This window comes from Pseudomonas sp. LS2P72, assembly GCF_054897865.1.
Genome location: NZ_CM142708.1, coordinates 3,857,036 through 3,880,441, shown reverse-complemented (window position 1 = coordinate 3,880,441; position 23,406 = coordinate 3,857,036). Strand labels below are relative to the sequence as shown.

Annotated in this window: 12 protein-coding genes; 2 read left to right on the top strand and 10 right to left on the bottom strand. The window is 60.5% G+C overall.

The annotated features are described in order from the left end of the window. The first annotated feature begins 260 nt into the window (after positions 1–260). Positions 261–3,602: a maltose alpha-D-glucosyltransferase gene (gene treS, locus ACYZUA_RS17660; protein WP_461959899.1), complete on the top strand. Its 3,342-nt coding sequence runs from the start codon at positions 261–263 to the stop codon at positions 3,600–3,602. Between the two features lie 2 nt (positions 3,603–3,604). Then, positions 3,605–5,836, top strand: coding sequence for a 1,4-alpha-glucan branching protein GlgB (glgB, locus tag ACYZUA_RS17655; RefSeq protein WP_461959898.1), 2,232 nt, complete (start codon positions 3,605–3,607; stop codon positions 5,834–5,836). Between the two features lie 133 nt (positions 5,837–5,969). Here glgB and ACYZUA_RS17650 read toward each other — a convergent pair whose 3' ends face one another. The 10 genes from ACYZUA_RS17650 to glgA all read right to left on the bottom strand — a co-directional run bounded on the left by ACYZUA_RS17650 (position 5,970) and on the right by glgA (position 23,039). Continuing rightward, positions 5,970–7,043 (bottom strand): autotransporter domain-containing protein, encoded by a 1,074-nt coding sequence (locus ACYZUA_RS17650; protein ID WP_461959897.1) that lies wholly within the window; start codon positions 7,041–7,043, stop codon positions 5,970–5,972. Between the two features lie 323 nt (positions 7,044–7,366). After that, positions 7,367–9,934, bottom strand: a complete 2,568-nt coding sequence (locus ACYZUA_RS17645) for an autotransporter family protein (RefSeq protein WP_461959896.1) — start codon at positions 9,932–9,934, stop codon at positions 7,367–7,369. 273 nt (positions 9,935–10,207) lie between these two features. Next, a complete protein-coding gene (locus ACYZUA_RS17640; protein ID WP_461959895.1) occupies positions 10,208–11,008 on the bottom strand; it encodes an endonuclease/exonuclease/phosphatase family protein in 801 nt (266 codons plus the stop codon). 260 nt (positions 11,009–11,268) lie between these two features. Then, on the bottom strand, positions 11,269–12,027 hold the full coding sequence (locus ACYZUA_RS17635) for a PIG-L deacetylase family protein (RefSeq protein WP_461959894.1): 759 nt from the start codon (positions 12,025–12,027) through the stop codon (positions 11,269–11,271). Positions 12,028–12,172: 145 nt separating this feature from the next. Continuing rightward, positions 12,173–14,332 carry a glycogen debranching protein GlgX gene (gene glgX, locus ACYZUA_RS17630; RefSeq protein ID WP_461959893.1) on the bottom strand — a complete coding sequence of 720 codons (2,160 nt, stop codon included), beginning with the start codon at positions 14,330–14,332 and terminating at the stop codon, positions 12,173–12,175. A gap of 113 nt (positions 14,333–14,445) precedes the next feature. Continuing rightward, the gene (locus ACYZUA_RS17625) at positions 14,446–14,763 is read right to left on the bottom strand and encodes a DUF2934 domain-containing protein (RefSeq protein ID WP_461959892.1); all 318 of its coding nucleotides are present in this window, start codon (positions 14,761–14,763) and stop codon (positions 14,446–14,448) included. Positions 14,764–14,784: 21 nt separating this feature from the next. Next, a complete protein-coding gene (locus ACYZUA_RS17620) occupies positions 14,785–17,571 on the bottom strand; it encodes a malto-oligosyltrehalose synthase (protein ID WP_461959891.1) in 2,787 nt (928 codons plus the stop codon). Continuing rightward, positions 17,568–19,646, bottom strand: a complete 2,079-nt coding sequence (gene malQ, locus ACYZUA_RS17615; RefSeq protein ID WP_461959890.1) for a 4-alpha-glucanotransferase — start codon at positions 19,644–19,646, stop codon at positions 17,568–17,570. The genes ACYZUA_RS17620 and malQ overlap by 4 nt, the downstream gene beginning before the upstream one ends. Further along, entirely contained in the window at positions 19,643–21,439 is a 1,797-nt protein-coding gene (gene treZ / locus ACYZUA_RS17610; RefSeq protein ID WP_461959889.1) for a malto-oligosyltrehalose trehalohydrolase, read from the bottom strand. Before treZ ends, malQ begins: the two co-directional genes overlap by 4 nt. A 13-nt stretch (positions 21,440–21,452) precedes the next feature. Further along, positions 21,453–23,039 (bottom strand): glycogen synthase GlgA, encoded by a 1,587-nt coding sequence (glgA, locus tag ACYZUA_RS17605; protein WP_461959888.1) that lies wholly within the window; start codon positions 23,037–23,039, stop codon positions 21,453–21,455. Positions 23,040–23,406 lie beyond the last annotated feature (367 nt).

Below are 23,406 nucleotides of genomic sequence, written 5' to 3'. Positions count from 1 at the left end.
CTGCTTTTGTGGTGAGGGGGCTTCTGTGGTTAGAGGGCTTTTGTGGTTAGAGGGCTTTTGTGGCGAGGGGATTTATCCCCGTTGGGCCGCGAAGCGGCCCCCAGATAAACCAGGCAACCCATTCCTCCCGTCAGATTTGGATTCACAGCATTTAGGACTGCTTCGCAGCCCAACGGGGATAAATCCCCTCGCCACAGAGGCCGCCTCACCAAAATGAGTGGCGGGCCCAGTAGCTTTATCGAATTCAACAGGAGTTTCAAATGGCGAAGAAACCCAAGGCAGCCACCTTTATCAAGGACCCGCTCTGGTACAAGGATGCGGTGATCTACCAGGTTCACGTTAAGTCTTATTTCGACTCCAACAATGACGGGATCGGCGACTTTCCCGGTCTTATCGCCAAACTCGATTACATTGCCGATCTGGGCGTCAACACCATCTGGCTGTTGCCGTTCTATCCCTCGCCACGACGCGATGACGGCTACGATATTGCCGAATACCGCGGCGTGCATTCTGATTACGGCACCATGGCCGACGCCAAGCGATTTATCTCTGAAGCCCACAAACGTGGCCTGCGGGTGATTACCGAACTGGTCATCAACCACACCTCTGACCAGCACGCCTGGTTCCAGCGTGCGCGCAAGGCCAAGAAAGGCTCGGCGGCACGGGATTTCTACGTCTGGTCCGATGACGATCATAAGTACGACGGCACCCGCATCATCTTTCTCGACACCGAAAAATCCAACTGGACCTGGGACCCGGTGGCCGGCCAGTACTTCTGGCATCGCTTCTATTCTCACCAGCCAGACCTGAATTTCGATAACCCGCAAGTGATGAAAGCCGTGCTGTCGGTGATGCGCTACTGGCTGGACATGGGCATCGACGGCTTGCGTCTGGACGCGATTCCGTACCTGATCGAACGCGACGGCACCAACAACGAAAACCTGCCCGAGACCCACGACGTCCTCAAGCAGATCCGTGCCGAAATCGACGCAAATTACCCGGACCGCATGCTGCTGGCCGAGGCCAACCAATGGCCGGAAGACACTCAGCTGTACTTCGGCGACACCGACGCCAAAGGCCTGAACGGTGACGAATGCCACATGGCGTTCCACTTCCCGCTGATGCCGCGCATGTACATGGCGCTGGCCCAGGAGGACCGCTTCCCGATCACCGACATCCTGCGTCAGACCCCGGAGATCCCGGCCAACTGTCAGTGGGCGATTTTCCTGCGCAACCACGATGAGCTGACCCTGGAAATGGTCACTGACAAGGAGCGCGATTATCTGTGGAATTACTACGCGGCCGACCGTCGGGCGCGGATCAATCTGGGCATTCGCCGCCGTCTCGCGCCGTTGATGGAGCGCGACCGTCGTCGCGTGGAGTTGCTGAACAGTTTGCTGCTGTCGATGCCCGGCACGCCGACCCTGTATTACGGCGACGAAATCGGCATGGGTGACAACATCTACCTCGGCGACCGTGACGGCGTGCGTACGCCCATGCAATGGTCGATTGACCGTAACGGTGGTTTCTCCCGCGCCGACCCGGCGAGCCTGGTGCTGCCACCGATCATGGACCCGCAATACGGTTACCTGTCGGTCAACGTTGAAACCCAGGCCGGCGACCCGCATTCGCTGCTGAACTGGACCCGGCGCATGCTCGCCGTGCGCAAGCAGTCCAAGGCCTTCGGTCGCGGCACGCTGAAAATGCTCTCGCCGACTAACCGACGGATCCTGGCCTACACCCGGGAATTCACCGGACCGGACGGCAAGCACGAAATCATCTTGTGCGTGGCCAACGTGTCCCGAAGCGCGCAAGCGGCGGAACTGGATCTGTCGGCCTACGTCGGCATGGTGCCGGTGGAGATGCTCGGCGGTAACGCCTTCCCGCCTATTGGTCAGTTGAATTTCCTGCTGACCCTGGCGCCTTACGGCTTCTATTGGTTCGTGCTCGCGTTGGAAAACCAGATGCCGAGCTGGCACGTGGAACCGGCGCAAAGCTTGCCGGACTTCACCACGCTGGTGCTGAAAAAACGCATGGAAGAACTGCTCGAAGCACCGTCCCGCGGCACGCTGGAGCAGGGCATCTTGCCGAGCTGGCTGCAGAATCGCCGCTGGTTTGCCGGCAAGGACGCGGCCATTGAGCACGTCAACATTGCATACGGCGTACGTTTCGGCGATCCACAACATCCGGTGCTGTTGAGTGAAATTGATGTCACCAGTGGCGGCCAGACCAGCCGCTATCAGTTGCCGTTCGGTTTTATCTCCGAAGATCAGGTCGGTCCCGCGTTGCCGCAGCAACTGGCCTTGTCTCGGGTCCGGCGCGTGCGTCAGGTCGGCTTGATCACTGACGCCTTCAGCCTCGACACCTTTGTGCATGCGGTGTTGCAGGGCATGCAAAGTAATACCGTATTGCCATCCAGTGCGGGCGACATCTGTTTTGAGCCCACATGGGAGCTGGCGAAACTCGGTCTGACCGGGGAATCGGAAGTGCGTTACCTGTCCGCCGAACAGTCCAACAGTTCGGTGGTGATCGGCAACAGCCTGGTGCTGAAACTGATCCGCAAGGTCGCGTCTGGCGTGCACCCGGAACTGGAAATGAGCGCGTTCCTGACTCACGCCGGTTTCCGCAATATCTCGCCGCTGCTGGGTTCGGTGGTTCGCCGCGATCCGGCGGGTGAGGAAAGTCTGCTGATGATTGCCCAAGGCTACTTGAGCAATCAGGGCGACGCCTGGGAATGGACCCAGAACAACCTCGAACGGGCGTTGCGCGACGAACTGGCCGACGCCATGTCCGAGCAGGAGCAACACTACAACGCCTTGGGCGAACTGAGAGACTTCGCCGGTATGCTCGGTCAGCGTCTGGGTGAAATGCATCAGATCCTGGCGGCGCCCAGCGACAACCCGGACTTCACCCCGAAGGTCACCACCCAGAAAGATGCCCTGGCCTGCGCCAAGGACGTGTCGGCGCAACTGGAACACGCGTTAAAGTTGCTCAAACAGCATCAAAGCGAGTTGAACCCGGCAGACAAAGCCTTGGTCAGTCGTTTACTGGACAACAAAAAAGTCATCCTCAGCCATGTTCAGGAGCTGGGAAAAAAAGCCGTTGGTGGTCTGCGCATTCGCGTCCACGGCGACTTGCACCTGGGCCAGGTGCTGGTGATCAAGGGCGATGCCTACCTGATCGACTTCGAAGGCGAACCGGCGCGGCCACTGCACGAACGACGGGGCAAACACAGCCCGTACAAAGACGTCAGTGGCGTATTGCGCTCCTTTGACTACGCTGCGGCGATGGCGATCAACGTACACAACGTCGACTACACGGCCGATGCCCAAGCCGCTCGTCAGCGTGTCGCTGATCGCTATCTAAATGAAGCAAGACAAGCATTTGTCGACGCTTATCGGCTGGCGGCAGCTAGTCTTGCTCATGCATGGCAAGATCCGGAAGGCGAGGACGCCGCATTGGCGTTGTTCGGCCTGGAGAAGGCAGCGTATGAAGTGGCCTATGAGGCAGAAAATCGGCCCACATGGTTGCCCGTGCCGTTGCACGGTTTGTATGGGTTATTGAGTGGGCTTACACCCTTTTCCGATCTTGGTGGAGAGTAGTCATGAGTTTCTCGAACAAGGAACAGGGTCACGCTAAAGAAGCGTTGCTGCCCAGATCGCGGGACATCGACGCACTGGTACGCGCCGAACATCACGACCCCTTTGCAATTCTTGGCCCGCACGGCGATGGTGCCGGCGGGCAATTCATTCGGGCCTATTTGCCGGACGCCTTGAGCGTGCAGGTACTGGCCAAGGACTCCGGGGAGGAACTCGGCAACCTTGAAGCCACCCAGACGCCGGGCCTGTTCGTCGGGCACTTCGATCGGGCGCAGGCGTATCTGCTGCGAACCCGCTGGGCCGGCGGCGATCAGGTTTCCGAAGACCCTTACAGCTTTGGCCCGTTGCTCGGCGAAATGGACTTGTACCTGTTCGCCGAAGGCAATCACCGCGATCTCAGCGCTTGCCTGGGCGCGCAGCTGAAAACGGTCGACGGTGTCGATGGCGTGCGATTCGCCGTGTGGGCGCCGAACGCCAAAAGGGTCTCGGTGGTGGGTGACTTCAACAACTGGGACGGTCGCCGGCACCCGATGCGCCTGCGTCATCCGACCGGCGTTTGGGAAATCTTCGTCCCGCGCATGCAAGCGGGGGAAACGTACAAATACGAGATCCTCGGCACCCACGGCATTCTGCCGCTCAAGGCCGACCCGATGACGCTGGCCACCTCGCTGCCGCCGGACACCGCGTCAAAAGTCGCTTCGCCGCTGAACATCGATTGGCAGGACCACGACTGGATGCAATCGCGGGGTGATCGTCATCGGGTGAGTGCGCCGCTGTCGATCTACGAATTGCATGCCGGGTCCTGGCAATGTGAGTTGGACGATTTGGGCGAAGTTTCGCGCCTGTACACCTGGTATGAGTTGGCCGAGCGGCTGATTCCTTATGTGAAGGACCTGGGTTTTACCCACATCGAGCTGATGCCGATCATGGAACACCCGTTCGGCGGGTCCTGGGGCTATCAGCTGCTGTCGCAATTCGCCCCGAGCGCTCGCTACGGGTCGCCGGATGACTTCGCCGCGTTCGTCAATGCCTGCCACCAGGCCGATATCGGCGTGATCCTCGATTGGGTGCCAGCGCATTTTCCGACCGATACCCACGGCCTGGCGCAATTCGACGGCACGGCGCTGTACGAATACGGCAACCCGCAGGAAGGCTTCCATCAGGACTGGGACACGCTGATCTACAACCTGGGTCGCACCGAAGTGCACGGCTACATGCTGGCCTCGGCGCTGCACTGGCTCAAACATTTCCACGTTGACGGTCTGCGGGTCGATGCCGTGGCTTCGATGCTGTATCGCGATTACTCGCGCAAGGCCGGCGAATGGGTGCCAAACCGTCACGGCGGCCGGGAAAACCTCGAAGCCATCGACTTCCTGCGCCATCTTAATGATGTGGTCGACCTCGAAGCCCCCGGCGCGCTGGTGATCGCCGAAGAATCCACTGCGTGGCCGGGTGTCAGCCAGGGCACGCAACAGGGCGGACTGGGCTTCGACTACAAGTGGAACATGGGCTGGATGCACGATTCACTGCATTACATCCAGCAGGACCCGGTGTACCGCGCTCATCATCACAACGAACTGAGTTTCGGCCTGGTGTATGCCTGGTCCGAGCGCTTTATCCTGCCGATCTCCCACGACGAAGTGGTACACGGCAAGCACTCGCTGATCGACAAGATGCCCGGCGACCGCTGGCAGAAATTCGCCAACCTGCGCGCCTACCTCAGTTTCATGTGGGCGCATCCGGGCAAGAAGCTGTTGTTCATGGGTTGCGAGTTTGGCCAGTGGCGTGAGTGGAACCACGATCAGCAACTCGACTGGTACTTGCTGCAGTACTCGGAACACAAAGGTGTGCAGAAACTCGTCGGCGATCTCAATCGGCTGTATCGCGAAGAGCCGGCGCTGCATGATCAGGACGACGCGCCGCAAGGCTTCCAGTGGTTGATTGGTGATGATGCAATCAACAGCGTCTACGCCTTCATGCGCTGGAGCAGGGAGGGGCGACCGGTGTTGGTGGTGGCCAACTTCACGCCGGTGCCGCGTGAGGGTTATCGCATCGGCGTACCGATTGAAGGGCGTTGGACCGAGGTGATCAACAGCGATGCGGCCACTTACGCCGGTTCGAACTATGGCAACAGCGGCGGGGCGTTTACCGAGGAAGAGCCGAGTCATGGCCAGCCACTCTCGCTGGTATTGAACCTGCCGCCGCTGGCGGTGTTGATGCTGCGTCCGGGGGGTTGATCTAACACCGAGTCGCTCCCATCGCGAGCAGGCTCGCTCCCACAGTGGTTTTGTGTACGACATCAATCCACTGTGGGAGCGAGCCTGCTCGCGAAGGCGTCAGCCCTGACAAAACATTTCTTCAAGCCTGATCTCACCACCGCATCCGCACACCCAAACTTCCAATCAACCCATTCAAATCATTGTCATCCACATCACTGCTGTAGTCGGCGCTGACGTACAGACTCACGGCGGGCGTCACTCTGGCCACCAAGCCTAAACCCACTTCAACGGTCGATGAATAGCGGCTGCTGCTGATCTTCTCGACCTGATCGAGGTTCACGGTATTGCCGGTGTACACGGTGTGCCACACGTTGGTTCGCACATAGGGTTCGACCCCCAGGCCGTTGATGTCGTAACTACCTTTCAACCGTGCACCGACCCGGCCGCTCCAGGACGTCAGATCGCTGGACGAGGCGTTGCCTGAGCCGGAATACGGGGTGTCGAGGGTAATGCGTTGATTGATCAATTGCGCCTGGGGTTCAACCACCCAGTTTTCGCTCAGGCCAATGGGGAAACCACCTTCCACCGACAGTGTCACCGCGCTGCCCTCGGTCGCCAGTCGGGCGCCCTGGTCATTGCGGGTATAGCCGTTGACCCGACCGCCGCTGGCCGTAAAGTCCACGTGCCAGCCTTGGGGCCCGGTCAAACTCCAGTAGGCGCCGAGGCTCTGGCCTTCGAGGTTGAGGGTGTCGTGGCTGGGGTCAGCAAGGGCGCGGCCGGTCAGCAGCCCGTTGCTGTTGCCTTGTAACTGAGTCATGCCGCTGACCAGTCCGACCCGCTGGGTATGACCGCTACCGCTTTGCAGCGTCAGAATCGCCGGCCCTTTGAATTCGCTACTGCCAGGGATCGCAAACCCCTGAGCCAGAACATCGGTTTGCGCCTGCCGCGAAGCCTGTCCATACACCTGATCCCAGGCCGAAGGCGAAGCATCCTCGATGGTCAGGCGCGAACTTCTTGTATCGGACGCGGCGCTGAAGCGGCCGGAGTAGGGGGCGCTGAAAGTGACGGCGGGCAAGGTCATGACCGGAACGTCCTGACGGTACCAAGGCGTGGTTTGATCCTCTGTCGGCCCTGCCTGTACTTCCATGGACGAGCACAGGAGGAGTGAACTCGAGACAGTGCAAAAAGTAACTTTGATCTCTTGTTGGGTGAATGAAGTTTTCATGGAGGTTTACCTTGCAATCGCATGCCGTATCTCGCTCTGGCGTCTCTCCTACCCCGAATGAGGGGCGACCGAATGTAGTGGGGCAAGCCTCTGGCCGCCCGTTTTTGCGGGAGTCTTGGGGTTTGCCCCAGGTGAATTTCCGGGGGTAGTAACGTGTAGCTAAGAAGACCCTTGACATCGCGTCAAGAAAATGGCCGATAAGTGGTATGTGTATTTTAGGACTCGCAAGTGACTGATTTACGCCGCACATCTAAGTTCTTGTTTGTTCGAAAAATCGTCAAAAAATCCGCGTTCCAGAGCGGTTTTAATAGTGGACTACCGGTTTACCAAGTCACCCTGACACCGAGATTTGCGGCCGTTGCGCGCAGCTGATTGCTGTCGATATTGCTGGTGTAGTCGACCCCGCCATACACGCTCACGGTTTTCGCGAGACTAAGCACAACCCCCACACCGAGGTCAGCCGATGACGATTTTTGCTCGGTATCGATCCGGTCCGCGCCGTCGAAGGTTACCGAGTCGGTCCCGGAAAGGGTGTGCCACAGATTGGCTCGCAGGTAGGGTTCCAGCGGTCGTCCACTGACTTGGTAACGGCCTTTGAGTCGAGCGCCGAGGCGACCGGTCCAGGCACCGTCGGAGTCGAACGAGACGCGGGAAATGCCGTCGTCCTGGCTGTCCAGCGAGACTTTTTGATGGATGACCTGTGCCTGCGGCTCAACCACCCAGTTGCCCGTCACTTGAATCGGATAGCCGGTTTCCGCCGAAACAGTCAAGGCGTGGCCTCGGTTATCCAGTTTGAGACCGCGTTCGGAGTGGCTGTCACCGTCGAGCCGGGTGCCCATGATGACGGTGTCGACGTACCAGCCTTTGGGGTCGGTCAACGTCCAGTACACGCCGTAACTGTCGCCTTCAAGTTTGACTTTGCCAGCGCGCTTGTCTTCAAAGCCTTGGTTGAAACCGTCGACATCGCCCTGCAAACGCGTATGCCCGACAAAAAAACCAGTGCGCTGGGTCTGTCCATTGGCAGTCAGTGAGCTGTACACATCGTTACCCACCTGGAAACCGCTGAGCGAACCGTCGAGCCTTGGCGTTACGGTGCCGGCCCAGGTCTGATCGACGTTCTTGCCGTAGACCCGACCCCAGCCAGCGCCAAAGGCCCCGGTTTCGTTGAGCAGGCGCTGATCGCCCTGGCGCTCATGGAAAGTGCCGAGCGCATTCAGGGTCAGTTGCGCGGCAGCGGGTGGCAGTACCGACCAGGTCGGGACCTCGGGGCGGTACAGCGGAATCGGTGATGCGCCCGGTACGGCTGCCGGTAAAACCGCTAGCGGTGGACTGCCGGCGGGAGCGAGTGCGGCTACCGGCATTGCGACAACCGGGACGACAATCGGTGGCAAGGCCGGATCCGGGTTTGGGAGGGTGACGGTCGCGGGGGCCACAACGGCAGAGCGCAAATACCAACTGTTTTCGCTGCCTGCGCTAACGCCCCCCTTGAACAGGTAGTAATCGAAGGCACCCGCAGATACCGGAGCTTTGAGCGCAAACGCATCGGCGGTGCTGACAGCAGCGCCTTGAGCCTGCACCAACTCAATACCGTTCTGCTGCGTCAACCCGCCGGTTCCGCCCAGATTGGTGACCGTGATCGATGTGCTGCCGGTCAATGTCCCATCGTTCACCACCAGTTTGTCGCTGGGGGAGTTGTCGTTTCCTACCAGGCTTTGCAACAGCAACTGGCCGCCGTTGCCCGCGTAATTGCCTTGCACGCTCAGGGTGTCATTGGTGCGGGTATTACCGCTGCCGAGGTCGATCCGCCCGGCGTTGTTCAAGGTTGCACGCTCACCGGCAGTGAATGGCGTGATGCTGCCCTGGGTTGACGTCAGCGTGCTGCTGCCATCGATATTGAACACACCGGTGCCGCTGGCACTGTCGCCCAAGACAAAGTTGCCGGCCAGGTCCAACTGCGAACCGTTGTTCAGGTTGACCGTTTCCCAGTTGATGTACCGGGCAGCGCCCGCTGAGGTGGTGTGATTGAAGGTCAGCAGGTCTGTGCCGTTTCCACCGTCGATGCTCGGCGTGAGGGCGAGGGTGCTTTCGCCGAGATTTCTCAGGGTGACACTGTCGTTGCCGGCGCCCATGAGGATGGCCGAGCGGATGATACCGCCACCGTCCCACACCAACGTGTCGTTGCCGACGCTGGCGCGGACCTCGCCGCCGATCTCGCCACCCGTCACCGTGATGCTGTCGTTGCCGCCGCTGACACTGACGTTGCCGCCAATTCGCCCGGCGGACACGATGACGGTATCAGTGCCGAAACCGGTCACCAGGTTGCCGAGGATCTGCCCGCCGGACATGTCGAACGTGTTGTCGTCGAGTTTCATGTTGACACGACCGATCGTGCCACCCGTCATCTGCGCAAAGTCACCATCTTCAAAGCCGTCGACAATCGTGCCGCCGCTCATCAGGAATTGGTCGAAACCATCGCCCTGCGCCAGGGACTCAATACTCCCGCCATTCATGATGAAGGTGTCGATGCCGCTGTGCTGGTGGACTTCGCCGGTAATCTGCCCGTTGTCGATTTGCAGAATATTGTCGCCGTCGCCCTGATCGAGTACGCCTGCAAGGGTGCCCGAACCCATGAGCACCCGGTCGACACCCGCGCCGAAGGTTACGTCGCCATTGATGATGCCGGTGCCATTGGCGGGAAAGGTCAGGGTGTTGTTGCCCGATAAGTCGGTCAGCGGGCCACTGCTGGCGCTGTCGCACACGTAGTTGTCGTTGCCGGCGCCAGGAGCGAGCGTACAAGCCGCCTGGGCGGTCTGGGACCAGCCTATCCAAAGCCAGAGAGAAACGGCGCAGGTTGAGTAACGGTACTTGGGCGGTTCTGTCCAAAACATCATGCTCGTCTCCACGCATCGATTGGCGCCCGATCCCTTCACTCGTCGTAAGTGGAAAAGTGTCAGACGTCCTTGGCAGCGCGAATGGCGAGACGACATCGGTAATACAAGTACCCGAACTGGAAAACCTTCGGCAACGTTGGCTGCTACGGTTGATGCCCGTACATGCAACGGTTACGGGCATGCGCACCGTAACAACAGCTTGTGAAAGGCGCTACTGTCACAAATAACAGGTAGGGCCGCGAATTTCCCGAATTCAACGAAGCTGCAGGTGTTTCAAAGATGCACTTCCACCGCCAACGGCAAGTGATCCGACAAATGCGTCCAGGGCTTATGCCCCAGTATTCGCGGTTCATGACTGCTGGCATTGCGCAGATAAATCCGATCCAGGCGCAGCAGAGGAAAGCGCGCCGGATAGGTTTTCGCCGGGCGACCGTGGTGGCGTTCGAAGGCTTCATGCAGGTAGTCGCGTCGGGCGAGGGCGGTGTTGCCTTGCAGCTGCCAGTCGTTGAAGTCGCCGGCGATAATCACCGGCGCATCGTCGGGCAAGGATTCGAGCAGTTGGCAGAGTAGCTGGAGCTGCAACTGGCGATGGCTTTCCAGCAGACTCAAGTGCACGCAGATCGCATGGACTTCAGTGTGGCCCGGCACATCCAGCACGCAATGCAGCAGGCCGCGGCGTTCGGGCCCGGTGATCGAGACGTCGAGGTTGCGGTGTTCGCGGATCGGGTATTTCGATAACAGGGCGTTGCCGTGGTGACCGTTGGGGTAGACCGCGTTACGGCCATAGGCGAAGTCGCTCCACATGCTGTCGGCCAGGAACTCGTATTGTGAGGTCAGCGGCCAATCGTTGTAGCGAGCGGAATGACGGTCGTGTTCACCGACGACTTCCTGCAGGAACACCAGGTCCGCCGACGTACTGCGTACCGCTTCACGCAGTTCCGGGAGAATGAAGCGTCGGTTGAGTGCGGTAAAACCCTTGTGAGTGTTGACCGTCAGCACTCGCAGTCGATGAATCGCCAGGGGCGAGTTCAATGGAGATGATCCGACGGCCTGCCACTTGGAATCACTGGTCACGTTCACTCCTCTGAATCAGGACTGGTTATGTATGCGACTGATGCTGCGGCGGGCAGTTCAGAGCGATTCGTCGCCAGCAGCCTCCACACCAAAATGTAGCAGCTGTCGAGCTTGCCGTGGCGAGGGGATTTATCCCCGTTGGGCTGCGAAGCGGCCCTGTTTTTCAGCCACAAAGCGTCCAATGGATTACGACGGCTTCGCCGCCGAACGGGGATAAATCCCCTCACCACGGCAGGCTCGACAGCTGCTACAGAGTTGTGTCAGACGAAGACAATTTCGTAGGGTAACCGTATCCGTTCCAGAAGCACCGGGGGCAGCAGTGGGGCGAGGCCGATGGCCGGTTCGCCGTCGAGCTGGCTGGCATAGGCGTGGGTGGCGTGGCTTTTGCGCGCGACAGTCCATGTGTCCAGTCGCACTTTGCGCGCGCGATGCCAGGGGATGAGCCCTCGATCACGCGTTGGCCAGTGCCAGGCCCAGACCGGTATTTCGTTGAACGTCGCGCCGACCATGGCCGCGGCCTTGGCACTGGCACGGCCAACGGCGTCATGGTCGACAATGCCATCCTCGCGCCAGGTGCTGAACACCACATCCCCGGGGCGCAAATAACGGGCAATGAATTGAGTCATCTGAAACTCGCGTTCGGCCAGGGCGTTGTCGGTGAAGCCGCCACGAATCCATTTGAGGCTGTGCATCGGCAATCCGAGTCGGCGCAAGGCTTCGAGGCTTTCCTGGGGCCGGAACACGCTCAAGCGTTTCTCCGACCACTGTTGCGAGCCCGGATGGCTGGCGCTGCCGTCGGTAATCGAGATCAATTGCAGGGGATGACCCAGGGCGCTGAGCAACTGCAGCAGGCCGCCACAGGTCACGACTTCATCGCCGGGATGTGGGGCAATCAACACGGCGCGTGCGCCGGCGGGAACCAGGGTCTGAGTGCTGATGACAGGAATGTTGTCCAGTTGCGGGGCACTGTTCCAGATTTGTACGGGCAGGCTGCTTTCGCTGATGGAGACCGTTTTCATGGCTACGTCCTTGTTCACGTTGATAGCAATGTGCGGCGCTCCAAACCCTGGATTGCCGCGAGCAGAGTATTGCTCATGTCACGCTATTCGTCGCCCCGATGTTCCATCTGTTACGTTTTTGGGCTGGAAACCCTGAAGATTCAATTCAGTCTTCTTCCTCACGCTGCAATTCGAACAGCAGCAGTGAACGGCCAGTGACCGAATACTCGTGATCGAACTCGAAGCGTTCCTGACCCCGGATCGACGGTTGATTGGTGTCGATCATGCAGGTCCAGAAACTGCCGTCAGGCACTTCCGGAAGCAGGAAATTGACGATGTCGTGATGTGCGTTGACCACCAGCAGCAGGGTGGCATCGGCACCTTTACGGCGGATACCGGTTTCCTGGGCGCGGCCATCCATCAGCATGCCGAGGCAGCGGCCATGGCCTTCCTCCCATTGTTCGATGGACATTTCGCTGCCATCCGGCGCGAGCCAGGTGACGTCCTTGACGCCGATGTCCTCATTGTAATTGCCCACCAGAAAGCGGCCGCGACGCAGGATCGGGTAGGCCAGGCGCAACTTGATCAGCCGTTTGACGAACTTGAGCAGGGCCTTGCCGTCTTCGCTCAGGTCCCAATTGACCCAACCGATCTCGCTGTCCTGGCAGTAGGCGTTGTTGTTGCCTTCCTGGGTGCGGGCGAATTCGTCGCCGGCCACCAGCATCGGCGTGCCTTGGGACAGCAGCAGCGTGGCAAAGAAATTGCGCATTTGGCGCTGACGCAGCGCATTGATCTCGGGATCGTCGGTCGGGCCTTCGACGCCGTGGTTCCAGGACAGGTTGTTGTTGCTGCCGTCCTGATTGTTCTCGTCGTTGGCTTCGTTGTGTTTGTCGTTGTACGACACCAGGTCGTTCAGGGTGAAACCGTCGTGGGCGGTGACGAAATTCACCGAGGCGTAAGGCCGCCGGCCACGCTGATTGAACATCTCGCCGGAGGCGGTCATGCGACTGGCGAAGTCCGCCAGTTGGCCGTCGTCGCCTTTCCAGAACGCACGCACGGTGTCGCGGAATTTGTCATTCCACTCGACCCAACCCGGCGGAAAGTTACCGACCTGATAGCCGCCGGGGCCGCAATCCCAGGCTTCGGCAATCATCTTCACCTGGCGCAGCACCGGGTCCTGACGGCAAGCGACAAGGAAGCTGTGACGTTCGTCGAAGCCATCGTGGTAGCGCCCGAGAATGGTCGCCAGGTCGAAGCGGAAACCGTCCACGTGCATTTCCGAGGCCCAGTAACGCAGGGAGTCCGTGACCATTTGCAGCACGCACGGGTGACTCAGGTCCAGGGTGTTGCCGGTGCCGGAATCATTGATGTAGAAACGCTTGTCCTCGGGCATCAAGCGATAGTAGGAGGCGTTGTCGATGCCGCGCATGGACAGGGTCGGGCCTTGTTCGTTGCCCTCGGCGGTGTGGTTGTAGACCACGTCGAGGATGACTTCAAGATTGGCTTCGTGCAGGTGCGCAACCATCTCCTTGAACTCGGCAATCTTGCCGCTGGCCAGGTAACGCGGGTCGGGGGCGAAAAACGCGATGCTGTTGTAGCCCCAGTAATTGGTCATGCCTTTGTGCAACAGATGCTGGTCGTTGACGAAGGCGTGAATCGGCAGCAATTCCACGGTCGACACGCCGAGCTTGCGGATGTGTTCCAGCACGTCATCGACCATCAACCCGGCGAAGGTGCCGCGCACATTCTCGGGGACGGAGGGGTGACGCATGCTGATACCGCGCACGTGCGTCTCATAAATGATGGTCTTGTCCCACGGCACGCTCACCCGATGATCGTGACCCCAGGTGTGGGCCGGGTCGATCACCTTGCACTTGGGCACGAACGGTGCGCTGTCACGTTCATCGAAACTGAGGTCGGCGTCGGGGTGGCCGATGGTGTAGCCGAACAGTGCTTCGGACCATTTCAACTGGCCGACCAGTTGTTTGGCGTAGGGGTCGATCAGCAACTTGTTGGGGTTGAAGCGATGACCGTTCGCCGGGTCGTACGGGCCATAGACACGGTAGCCGTAGATCATCCCCGGATGCGCGTCGGGCAGGTAGCCGTGATAGATCTCGTCGGTGTATTCCGGCAGTTCGATGCGTTCCAGTTCGACTTCGCCGGCATCATCGAAGATGCACAGTTCGACCTTGGTGGCATTGGCGGAAAACAAGGCGAAGTTGACCCCCAGGCCATCCCAGGTCGCGCCCAGCGGGAAGGGCAAGCCTTCACGGATTCGCGAGGCCTCGGCTTGAGGTTCTGGCGCGGCTTTCTTCGGACTGGTCATAGGTGCTCCTGCAAAGGGGGGGACATTCTTGGCTCTGGTTTTTTTTGAGGGCGAGCGAACCCTCCGTGGCGAGAAGGCTCGCCACGAGGTCAATCAGGACACAGGTAGAGGCGTCAGACAGCGGGCGGTTTACGCGCTGCTCGAGGCTTTTTCTCGTTGGCTTTTTCGCCCGGCGGGATGACCTTGGAGGCAGCGGCGGGCTTGGCTTTGGTTTTTTCCTGCGGCGCCTTGCCATTGGCTTTGCTGACAGGGGCCTTGGTGCCGGTGGTTTTGCTGCCAGCACCTTTGGGCGATTTGCTCGGTGCCAGCGCTTCGGCTTCAGCCAGTTTGCGGGCCATCTCCCAGTGGCGAGCGTCCTGGCCCTCGGGTTTTCCTTCCGATTCCCAGATCTGATAGGCGAACTCGCGGATGCGTTTATCGTTAGTGCTCATCGCAGTGCTCCTGAACTGAACTCAAGTGTGGGTATTTTGGATAAAAAGATTGACCGGGAAATCCCCCAGCGCGTCGCTGATGTTCAGTTCCCTTTGGGGTGTGACTGTTGTGCTTGAAAAAAGTCCCTTCAAATTTTCATCAGGGACGGTGAACGGTAATTTGACCCGTGTATCGCCCCACAGCGGCGCGTCAATCCGGGGATCGGCACTGTTTTTCAGCAGCTCGGCGCAGCGTATCGGCACGATCACGATGGCGCGTTTCCCTTCCAGCGAGCGAGCAAATGCGAGCACCCGGTGAGCCTGGCTGCCGACGACTTCAAGGGCTTGATACGTCCCTCGTCGAAACAGCTCGGTGTGCTCGAGCCGCAGGTTCAGAACATGGGTGATCAGCGCTTGTTTAATGCGTCCGTCGCGCCAGTCAGCCAACAGCTCGGGCAGTGCCAATGGCGCCTGCATCGACTGCTCACGGCTGGCGTAATCCACTGGCCGGCGGTTGTCAGGATCGACCAGCGAGAAGTCCCAGTACTCGTTACCCTGATAGAGGTCCGGTACCCCCGGCACAGTCATGCGCAGCAAGGTTTGCGCCAAACCATTGAGGGCGCCGGGGACGGCGATGCTCTGGGCTGCTTTGCCGAGGGCCGCGCGTAGCACTTCACCTTCGGGACCCAGCAGCAGACGTTGCAGGAATCGCTGAACCGCTTGTTCGTAAGCCTCGTTCGGCGCGCTCCAGCTGCTTTGCAACTTGGCTTCGCGCAAGGCTTTCTGTTGCCACTGCCACACACGTTGAGTGTAGTTCTCCAGGGCTGCCTGATCGTCACTGCGCAAATCGAGCGGCCAGCTGCCGAGGATTGCTTGATAGAGAATCAACTCATCGCCCGCAGTGGGCACCTGGTCGTCGTCGCGCAGGGGGCGGGCGAGGGTTCGCCAGAACGGGACTTCCTCGGCGTACCAGGCACTGCGCTCGCTCAGCACCGCCAAGCGCGCGCGGGTGTCTTCGCCGCGTTTGTGGTCGTGGGTCGCAGTGGCCAGCAAATTATCGGGGAAGGCTTCGAGACGGTTGATGCAAACCGCATGGAAATCGGCCACCGGCGCGCTGAACTGTTCGGTACTGAAGCCCACGTCATTGCGCGACAGCAACGTCGCCGAACGATAGAACGCGGTGTCTTCCACGGCCTTCGCCGCCGCCGGCGATGTCAGTTGCTGAAACCGCACGCAGGCATGCTTGAGCATCTTGCGCGCCCGGCCCAACGAGCGTTTGCGCCAGGATTCACCGCCCAGCCAGCGGGCCAGGCAATCGAGCACCGGCCAGTCGGCCTCGCCGAGGGTTTGCCTGGCACCGTCCATGGCTTGCTGGAAAAACACATCGTCTTCAGCCGAACGTCCACGCGGGCTGATGTAGGTGCGGTACACCGGGAAATGCACAATCAGTTCCTGCAACGCCCGACGAATCGCACCGAGGGTCAGGTCGCGGGTCATCAGGTCATCCCGGGCCACTTGCAACAGGGCCTGGGCGACGCTTTCAAAGTCGCCGGCGAGGGAGCCGTTGAGGATCTGCTGGCGGGCCAGTTGCGCTTCCTGACGGAAATCCGCAGGCCGTTCGCTGTAGCGATTCCACAGTTCGCTCAAGGGGCCGGCGCCTTCGGGCGCGTGTTGCAGCAGCGACAACTGATTCATGAACTCGTAACCGGTGGTGCCATCCACCGACCAGTCACGGTGCAGGGTTTCACCTTCGCCGAGGATCTTCTCGACGTAGATCGGCAGGTGCCGATCCGGCGACAGGCTGTCGACCCGCCGCCGCAATTTGCGGCAGTAACCCCGGGGGTCGGCGAGACCGTCGATGTGGTCGATGCGCAGACCGTCAACCAGGCCTTCGGCCACCAGCTCGAAGATTTTCGCGTGGGTGGCTTCGAACACGGCCGGGCGTTCGACCCGCAGGCCGCCCAGTTCGTTGATATCGAAAAAACGCCGCCAGTTGATGTCATCTGCCGCCGTGCGCCAACTCGCCAGGCGATAGCTTTGCTGTTCAAGCAACAGGTGCAGGCGCTGGAAACCTTCGGGCGTGAGCGAGTCGTAAGCGCTGAGGTTGTGCTGGATCGCTTGCAGAATCACCGGATCGCCGGCCAGATCACGCAGCTCTGTTTTCAGCGGTATCGCCAGGCTGTGGGCGTCGGTCTGGTAGCTCAAAGTGCTGAAACGGTCTGCCAGCGACTTGAGCGATTCGGCACTCAGCGGGTCATCGGTCCTGAGCAGTTCGCCGTAACTCGTCGGGCAGATCGGGAAGTGATGCTCATAGTGCTCGACATAAAATGCACCCTTTTGCGCATCGAAGCGCAGGGGCAGGGTGCCGTCCTGCAAGGCGATGCCGTAGTCGCTGCCGAGGAAGGGCAGCAGCAACTGGCCTTCCATCAACGGGTCGGGTGAATGCCACTGGATATCGAAGAACTCACCGTAAGGGCTCAGGCGTCCCCATTCCAGCAAGTCCTGCCACCAGGGATTATCGCCACCGCCGACGGCCATGTGGTTGGAGACGATGTCGAGTATCAGCCCCATGTTCAGCTCGCGCAATGCGCTGACCAAACGCCGCAGTGCCGCTTCGCCGCCCAGCTCCGGGTTGACCGTGGTCGGGTCCACGACGTCGTAGCCATGCATGGAACCGGCGCGGGCACTCAGTAGCGGTGACGCATAGACATGGCTGATGCCGAGGCGGGCGAAGTACGGCACCAGCGGCACCGCATCGTCCAGCGTGAAGTCTTTATGGAACTGCAGCCGCAGGGTGGCGCGTAGCGGTTGGATAAGCGTTTGCTTCATTGGTCACGCTCGGCCGCCTGAAGCCGCGCACAGGCGAGCAGTTCCAGGCGTCGGGCGGCGTCCGCGTCATCGAGTAACGCTTCACTGTCGCCGCGCAGGCGTCGGGACCAGTTGGGGTGCGTGTCGGTGGTGCCGGGCAAGTTGGCCTGCTGTTCAATGCCCAAGGCATCTTCCAGCGGCAGCAACACCAGTGGCGCACGGGTATGACCGAGGAAACGTATCGCGGCGTCGAGCACCTGATCGGTTTCATGGGACTCTTCGCGAAAGTTTTGTGGGTCTTCGCTCAACACCCGGCGCAAGCCTTCACGCTCGCGTTCGCGGTGGTGACGCCATTCGATTTCACCCGGGGCGTTGACCAGGCCGAGTCGGGCGTTCCAGTCGATATCGCGGCCATGCCACCAGCCATTGAGCGTCGGCAGGTCATGGGTGCTGGTGGTCGCGAGGGCGTTGTCCGGCCAGTCGAGAATCGGCTTGAAGTGCGCGTTGTCCTGTTCGAACAGCAGCACGCGCATGCCGAGGATCGAGCGGGCGATGAGCTTTTCTCGCAGACCGTCAGCCACGGTGCCGAGGTCTTCACCGAGGACGATGGCCTGATGCCGATGGGACTCGAGGGTCAGCAAACGCAGCAGGTCATCTACCGGGTAATAGAGGTAGGCGCCGTCGGCAGGCGACGCGCCATTGGGGATCACCCACAGCCGTTGCAGGCCCATGACGTGATCGATGCGCAGGCCACCGGCGTGGGCAAAATTGGCGCGGAGCATTTCGATGAAGGCACGAAAGCCATTGCGCACCAGACCCTCGGGCGAGAACGCGGAAATTCCCCAGCCCTGGCCGGTGCGATTGAGAATGTCTGGTGGCGCACCCACGGTCAGCGAGGCGAGCAATTCGTCCTGACGACTCCAGGCCTGACTGCCACCGCCATCGGCACCCACCGCCAGATCGGCGATCAGGCCAATGCTCATGCCTGCGCTGCGGGCCGCGGTTTGTGCGCGTTCCAGGCACCGCGTGATCAGCCATTGGCAGAAGGCAAAGAAGCCGATGCGCCCGGCGTTCTCTTCGGCGAATTCGGCCAGGGCCGCGCTGCGCGAGTTTTGCCATTGCTCGGGCCACTGCCGCCAGTCGAGGCTTTCACCCTTGGCGGCGCGTGATTCTTGAATGGCTTCAAAGCGGCAGTGGTTTTCCAGGGCTTCGCCAGCGGCGTGGCGGAAGCTGCCGAAGTCGGCATGCAACGGGTGTTCGCCCTGCACAAAGCCTTCGTACAACGCCTGCAACAGACGATGTTTGGCTTCGGCCGCCACCGGCCAATCAATCAACGGCAAGGCTTCAAGGTGCTTGAGTTCCGCGGCCAGGCCGGTGGCATCAATCGCGGTGCGCATCGCTCGCTCACCGAGGATGGCACCCGGTGCGGCGTACAGGCTGTTGAGAAACAAGCGGCTGGACGGCGAATACGGGCTGTAACGTTGGGTGTCGCTGCCGAACATCGCATGCAGCGGACTGATTGCCAGCGCTTCGGCGCCGCGTTCGCCGGCCACTCGGGCCAGGTCTTCCAGCGCCTGGGTATCGCCGAAACCGCCATCGCCCGGACGACGCAGCGAGTACAGTTGCACGCTCAGGCCCCAGGCGCGCGGGATCGCACTGTCGACGGCATCTCCGACGCTGTAGCAGCGTGTCGGTGCCACGGCCAGCGTAAATTCCTGTCCGTCGATGCTGACGTGCTGATAACCGACCGGGACCAGGCCGGGCAGTATCGCCTCGGCATCCAGTTTTAAATGAAGTCGCGAGCCATCTTCAAGGTGGATCTCGCACGGTGTTTCGGGCTCAAAGTAATGCGCCAGGCTCAGCCCGACACCGAAGTCTGCGGTCAGCAGCGGCGGCAGGTGTCGGGTTTGTTGCACCTGCAGCAGTTCCTGCAGGCTGGCGTCGATTTCCTGAGCGCTGCCGGCCGGGTGGCCGAGTCCGGTGAGGACGTTGCGTAGCACTGATGGCGCGACTTTCTGTGGGCGGCCGTTGGCGTCGATCCAGTCGACTGCCAGGCCAGCTCGGCTGGCCAGTATTTCCAGTTGCGCATCGCTCATTGGCGCTCTCCATCCGGGGGTAGCAAAGGGGCTGCGGCCGTGAGGCTGACTAGCGCGCAATACGGGGCAAGCGTGCCCTGATCCAACAGGCCGGCTGACTGTGGCGGGTATTCGAACAACAACGAAGCGTCGGCCTGTGGGGAGTGGACCACCGGCGTGTCGCTGAGGTTCAGGTCAATGCACAGCAGACTGCCATCGCCCAGTCGCCAGCGCGCCGTTACCGCGCCTGTGCCCAGCACCTCGGCGCCCAGTGCTTGCGCGCCGGGCAGGCGAGGAATGATCTGCTGGTGGCGGATCTGCAGCAGTTGGTGATACAGGTCGTGCATGGCGGATTTTCGGGTTGATGTGAGCTCGGGGCGTGAAGCCTCGAAGGTCTGGCGCGCGTTGGGGTCGGGAATCTGCTCGCGTTTGTGCGGATCAGCAAACGCGCTGAACGCTGCAAACTCGTTACGTCGTCCCTCGCGAACCAGTTCCGCGAGTTCACCGTGATGGCTGGTGAAGAACAGGAACGGTTGCTCGGCGGCGAACTCGTCGCCCATGAACATCAGCGGGATCATCGGTGACAACAGCAGTAATGCCGTGGCTGCCTTGAGCGCATCGGGGTTGGCCAGTTGATGCAGCCGTTCACCCAAGGCGCGGTTGCCGATCTGGTCGTGGTTTTGCAGAAACAGCACGAAAGCACTGGGCGGCAAATGACCGCTGGGCTCGCCACGGGTTGTACCGTGACGGGTCACGTGGCCCTGAAACACAAAGCCCTGGCTCAGGCAGCGGGCCAGTTGTTCGGTGGGGTTTTGCGCGTAGTCGGCGTAATAGGCGTCAGTTTCGCCGGTCAGCAGCACGTGCAAGGCATTGTGGCCGTCGTCGTTCCACTGCGCGTCGAAGCCTTCTTCGAGCAGGCTGGCCTGGTTGTGTTCGTTTTCCAACGTCAGCCAGACATGTCGCGCCGGATCGGTTTGCTGGCGGACCTTTTGCGCCAGTTCCTGGAGAAAGTCCGGGTCTTCGATGGCGTGTACCGCGTCCAGGCGCAAGCCATCGAAGCGGTACTCCAGCAACCACATCAACGCATTGTCGATGAAGAAGTCCCGCACCTCGCGCCGCCGGAAGTCGATGGCCGCACCCCACGGGGTGTGCTTGTCTTCGCGGAAGAAACCCTTGGCGTAGCGATGCAGGTAATTGCCGTCCGGGCCGAAGTGGTTGTAGACCACGTCGAGAATCACCGCCAGGCCATAACCGTGGGCGGTGTCGATCAGGTGTTTGAGTTGTTCGGGAGTGCCGTAGGAGGCTTGGGGCGCATAGGGCAGAACCCCGTCGTAACCCCAATTGCGATCACCGGGAAACTGCGCCAGCGGCATCAATTCGATCGCGCTGATGCCCAGCTCCACGAAGCGCGCCAAATGCTGCTCGACTTCGCTGAAGCCGCCGAGCGCACCGACGTGCAGTTCGTAGATCACCGCCTCATTCCACGGCCGCCCGAGCCAGGCGCTGTGTTGCCATTGATACGCAAGTGGATCGACCACCACGCTGTGGCGGTCGATATCACCGGCCTGCGCGCGGGAGGCCGGGTCGGGCACCGCAAGCTCCCCGTCGATGTTGTAGCGGTAACGCGTGCCGGCGGGGCAACGGGTGTTGATCACGAACCAGCCATCTGCCTGGGGCAGGAGTGGCAAGGACTGTCCATCTTCCAGTTCGACACTGACGTAAAACGCATCTGGCGCCCACAAGGCAAAACGCGTGTGTTCTGCGTCCAGCATGATTGCGCCGTGGGGCCAGGTCTCAAGGGTCCGTAACGGCATCTATGAAAACCTCTTAATGTTTGCCCGATTTACCCAGCGCTTTGGTCACCAGTTTTTCGTAGAGTTCGGCGTATGGTTCGACCGCCTTGCACCAGTTGAAAGGCGCGGCCATGGCCCGGCAGCGCATGGCATGGAGCAGGTCGGGGAAGGCAAACACCTTGAAGGCCCGGCTCAGGGCCTCCTCGTAACTTTCGGCCGTGGACTCGTCGAACAGGAAACCGGTCACGCCGTTTTCAATGGTGTCGGCCAAACCACCGGTATTGCGTGCCACCGGCAACGAACCGAAGCGCTGGGCGTACATCTGGCTCAGGCCGCAAGGCTCGTAACGCGAAGGCATCAGCAGGAAATCACTGCCGGCGAACATGCGCCGGGCGTCGGTCTCGTTGAAACCGATGCGCACGCCGATCTGGCCTGGAAAGCGCAGGGCCAGCTCGCGCATGGCTTGTTCTTCTTCCGGCTCGCCACGTCCGATGATCGCGATCTGCCCGCCAGATTTGACGATGTACTCGGAGACGGCTTCGGTCAGGTCCAGGCCTTTCTGATAGACCAGTCGCGAAACCACGGCGAACAGCGGACCTTCGCTATCGTTCAGGCCAAACAGCTTGCGCACGTGGGCGGCGTTGACCGCTTTGCCTTCCCAATCGCCAATTTTGAAGGGGCGGAACAGGTGCGGGTCGGTGGCGGCATCCCAGCTTTCATCGATGCCGTTGGGAATACCACTGAGCAGACCTTGCTGGGTTTTGGCGGCAAGAAAACCGTCGAGACCGCAGCCGAAGGCCGGGGTGGTGATTTCCTGGGCGTAGGTGGCGCTGACGGTGGTGATGTGGCTCGAATAAGCCATGCCGGCCTTGAGGAACGACATCTTGCCGTAGAACTCCATGCCTTCCTGTTGCAAGGCATGCATGGGAATACCCAGTTCCGGGCACGACCCAAGACTGGTCACGCCCTGATAGGCGAGGTTATGAATGGTGAACAGCGTCGGGGTGCGCTGTCCACGCCAGTGCATGTAAGCAGGCGCCAGACCGGCAGGCCAGTCATGGGCGTGCACCAGGTCCGGGCACCAGTGAATTTGTGCAAGATTGGCGGCGATATCGGCAGCGGCCAGGCCCAGACGGGCGAAACGAATGTGGTTGTCCGGCCAGTCGCGGCCGTTGTTGGCGCCGTAAGGCGAACCTTCGCGCTCGTAGAGTTCGGGGCAGATCAACACGTAAATGACCAGACCGTCGGGCATGTCCATGCGCCCGATCTTGCAGGGGGGCAACGCGGCGTGACCGCCGAGTTCACCAATGATATGAATCGGGTTTTCGCTGTTCAGCACTTGCGGGTAACCGGGAATCAACACTCGCACATCGTGCAAGTGAGCCATGGCTCGCGGCAACGCTGCGGAAACGTCGCCCAGACCTCCGGTTTTCACCAGATCGGCAATCTCCGAGGTGACGAACAGGACTTTCTTCTTGTTGGGATTCTGACTGGCCACCGGTGCCAGCGTCTTGGTGCCGGGGACGCTGATCGATTGGTGACTGGGGGCGTTCACAGCGCTCGTTTCGCCGACCTGCTGATGTGCACGTTCTCCCTGAATATCTAAAGCCGCACTGATCATATGAATCTCCCGTGTTGTTGATCTAATTCTTAGGTCTGGCACAAACGGTGTTTCGTGGCCAATTCCTGTGGCCGGGCGCAAACGCGCTACGCATCGGTGAGCAAGCGCCGCCAATACGATGAAGCAGAATGGCTATACGGATCGTTGCAAGGATTGCACCAGTCTCAACGCACCTCCTTTTAAGCGGACCCGTCACGACCGGCAAAAGTTTCGACTTTTTTTCCGCTTTGTGACCGACCGGTTTCCCCCCGCGAAACTGAGTCTAGGCCAGAACTTAGAGCGGGAGAGGCCAGATGGCAAAATTGTTCGACAATCGGTTTAAAGAGGTACGGACGTTCCGCTTGGAGAAAGAAACGCACCGACGAAG